Source organism: Kitasatospora sp. NPDC056531 (assembly GCF_042794375.1).
Taxonomy (GTDB): domain Bacteria; phylum Actinomycetota; class Actinomycetes; order Streptomycetales; family Streptomycetaceae; genus Kitasatospora.
Genome location: NZ_JBHTTU010000274.1, coordinates 1 through 2,756 on the forward strand (window position 1 = coordinate 1; position 2,756 = coordinate 2,756).

Consider the following 2,756-nt stretch of genomic DNA (forward strand, 5'->3'; position numbering starts at 1 on the left):
TCGGAAGGTCTTGCGGTTCATGTTTCTTCCTGCGGGGTTATCGGATGCCTGGCTGCGTTCGGCGCAGGCCGGAGGAGAGGGGAGCCTCCGTCGATCGAAGAGAAATGTTGAAACTTCAACCAACGCAATCCACCGTACGGTCCGCGGATTCGAGCGTCAAGCGATGGAGTGAATTCATCGCCACGGACTCGGCGGGTCGGACGGCCTGCAAACCGGCTTGGGAACCGGGCGCTTCACGACGAACGGGGCCCACGCGCGGTCGGGGCGGGTCGGTTCGCGCGCTCCAGGTCGGCGAGCAGGCGTTCGATGTCGGTGATCAGCGATCCGTAGACGTGCCAGGCGCCCGGTTCGGCCAGCGTGCCGTGCCTGATCTCGTCGGTCATCGTCCTGTGCCAGGTCGTGGCGTCGTCGATCGCGCGGCGCAGCGGCCTGCAGAGGCTGTCGAGATCGGGGCGTGCGGCATGCCCGGGGGCGACGAACGACTCCATCGCCCGTTCCGCCGTTTCCAGGGTCGCCGCATACCGGTCGAGGAAGTGTCGGTTCAGGCCGTGACCGGTGGGCTGGTCGTCGGCGCTGTCGGCCAGTGTCCGTGCGATGCCCCGGACCTGGAAGGAGACGCGGTGCAGGGCGCGCAGCGCCTCGCTATGGTCCGTCGGCTTCTGATGTCCGTGGACGATGCACCGCGTGTTCCAGCGCAGGCTCTCCCGGCTCTGGCGTACGTCCTCCCCCGCCTGGAGTGCCAGGTCGTCGAGGCGCCTGCCCCGCTCCAGCCACAGGTGGGCGCGGTCGGTGTGCTGCCGCTCACGCAGCCCGCGGCCCATGTCGCCGAGCAGTTCTCCCATGGCCGCGGCGAGTTCGCGCACCGAGGTGTCGGAGGCGCCGAGGTGTGTGGGCGGAAGGATGAGGGCATTGACCGCGATGCCGGCGGCCGCGCCGGTGAAGGTGGCCAGGGTCAGGGTGACGACATGGCCCATGGGGACGGCCGTCGCCGCCGCCAGGGCGAGTGCCGCCGTCGAGGCGATCTGCAGGCGGCTGTCGGAGCCCCGGCGGCCTCCTGCAACCAGTGCGATGGCCGGGATCGCGGCGACGCTTCCCGCGGCCGGGCCGAGCAGCCATACAACGGTCACGGCCAGTGACAGCCCCGCGGCCCGGGCGGCCACGCTGCGCAGGGCCTGCGTCACCGATCGGTAGATGGTCGGGGCGTTGACCATGGCCAGGGCGGTTGCTACGGCGAGGTACTGCTGTTGCCCGGGGAGCCACCACGAGGCGGCCTGCCAGGCGAGGAGGGCCGCGACGAGCCCCTTGACACTGCGGGTGAGGGCGGTGGTCGACCATCCCGGGAGCGACAACCAGGGCGTGCGCGGCAGCCGCAGGGCGCGGCCTGCTGCTTCCCGCCACCGGACGATGGCGGCCGGTGGCGACACGAAGGCCGGGGCTCTCATCTCTGTGCTCCTGCTCCGCCTACTGCTCACTTGCTGCGGCGGTGTGACCCGCCGGGGTCGGCCGGGCCGCTGGACGGGAGCGGCCGAGGCCAGGTCCGGGGCCTCAGGCGGGTGCCCGGCAGCAGGTGCGACAGTTCGGCGTCCAGGTCGTATCCGCCAGCTTCCCGGCCGGCCGGTACCAGTCGGTAGGTGCGCTCCAGCCACTCGGCCACCACGTGGAGTGGGGCCCGGAGCCAGGCGGTCCCCGCCGGCGAGGAGAGGGCGAGGTTCAGTACTTCCTCATGGCCGACCGCTCCCGGCCAGACCTGTACGTCCCCTTGCCCGCTCGGTCTGCGCAGGCCCTGTGCCAACAGGTCGCGGGCGAAGACCCAGGAGACCTGGCCGTCCGCGTCGGTGTGGAAGACGATGCGCACGGCGAGCGGGTCGTAGGAGCGGTAGGACAGGAGGGTCGGCAGTGTGACCGGTTCTCCCGAGGGAAGCAGGAGTTCCATGTCGAGCATTTGATCTGCACAGCCGTTCACGGCATGACTCCCTGTGTGGGTAGTGCCCCCCTGAATAGCGGGTGCGAGCGCCCCGGCCGTGGGCGGCGGCGCGAGAGGGCGGCCGGGGGCCGCGCGGTGTGCCGGCACCGGACCAGGCGCGCGCCCCCGCCCCGAGCCGTCGCAGGTCAGCGGAAGACGTGCGGGTTGAACCCGTACACGTTGATGACCCGGATGATCTGCCAACTGCTGTCCCACCGGTAGAACCGGTGGCCGTCGTAGCGGTACCGGTGGCCGTCGTCGTTGCTGTACCAGTAGCCGCCCTGGCGCTCCCAGAAGCGGTGGCCGTCCCAGCGGCTCGTGTGCCCGCTGCCGTAGCGGTCGAAGCGGTCGCCCTCGTGGTCGCGGACCTGGAAGGCCGCCAGGGAGACGGAGACGGTGGTGTCGTGGTGGATGGCCTGAACCGGTGCGGCCGAGGCGGTGCCGCCAGCGAGCAGCAGCCCACCGAGCGTCGCGGCGAGCGCGGCGGCCGCGGTGGCGGCCCGGCGTCCGACGGACTTGTTCATGATCTTTCCTCCTTGATCGGCCCGGAGCCATGGGGTGATGGCTCCAGGCGGTGCCCCGCTGCGGTGGGGCAAGAACGACGATACCGGAAACTTGTTGAAACTTGTACATCTTCGCTGTGGGGCATGTCCTGCCCTCGGGACGGCAGGGCGGGGAATAACGGGCGGGGCAACCGCACCGGCCGCCACGATGGACGTCGTCGTGGAGGCCGTGTCCTCCGGCAGGCGATCTTGACGGTTTGCCGACTGAGCCTGGCCGCCCGGTTCAGGCC

Annotated in this window: 3 protein-coding genes; all 3 read right to left on the minus strand. The window is 70.8% G+C overall.

The features are described 5' to 3' along the window. Window positions 1–233 precede the first annotated feature (233 nt). On the minus strand, window positions 234–1,442 hold the full coding sequence (locus ACFQ87_RS45495) for an aromatic acid exporter family protein (protein ID WP_380616926.1): 1,209 nt from the start codon (window positions 1,440–1,442) through the stop codon (window positions 234–236). Window positions 1,443–1,468: 26 nt separating this feature from the next. After that, complete coding sequence (locus ACFQ87_RS45500) at window positions 1,469–1,933, minus strand: SsgA family sporulation/cell division regulator (protein ID WP_380616927.1); 465 nt, start codon at window positions 1,931–1,933, stop codon at window positions 1,469–1,471. Between the two features lie 176 nt (window positions 1,934–2,109). Further along, window positions 2,110–2,487 carry a hypothetical protein gene (locus tag ACFQ87_RS45505; protein ID WP_380616928.1) on the minus strand — a complete coding sequence of 126 codons (378 nt, stop codon included), beginning with the start codon at window positions 2,485–2,487 and terminating at the stop codon, window positions 2,110–2,112. Between the last annotated feature and the right edge of the window lie 269 nt (window positions 2,488–2,756).

What these genes read in the sequence shown, in the direction of transcription:
- ACFQ87_RS45495 (WP_380616926.1), bottom strand. Translation starts at nt 1,442, where the DNA reads ATGAGAGCCCCGGCCTTCGTGTCGCCACCGGCCGCCATCGTCCGGTGG.
- ACFQ87_RS45500 (WP_380616927.1), bottom strand. Translation starts at nt 1,933, where the DNA reads ATGGAACTCCTGCTTCCCTCGGGAGAACCGGTCACACTGCCGACCCTC.
- ACFQ87_RS45505 (WP_380616928.1), bottom strand. Translation starts at nt 2,487, where the DNA reads ATGAACAAGTCCGTCGGACGCCGGGCCGCCACCGCGGCCGCCGCGCTC.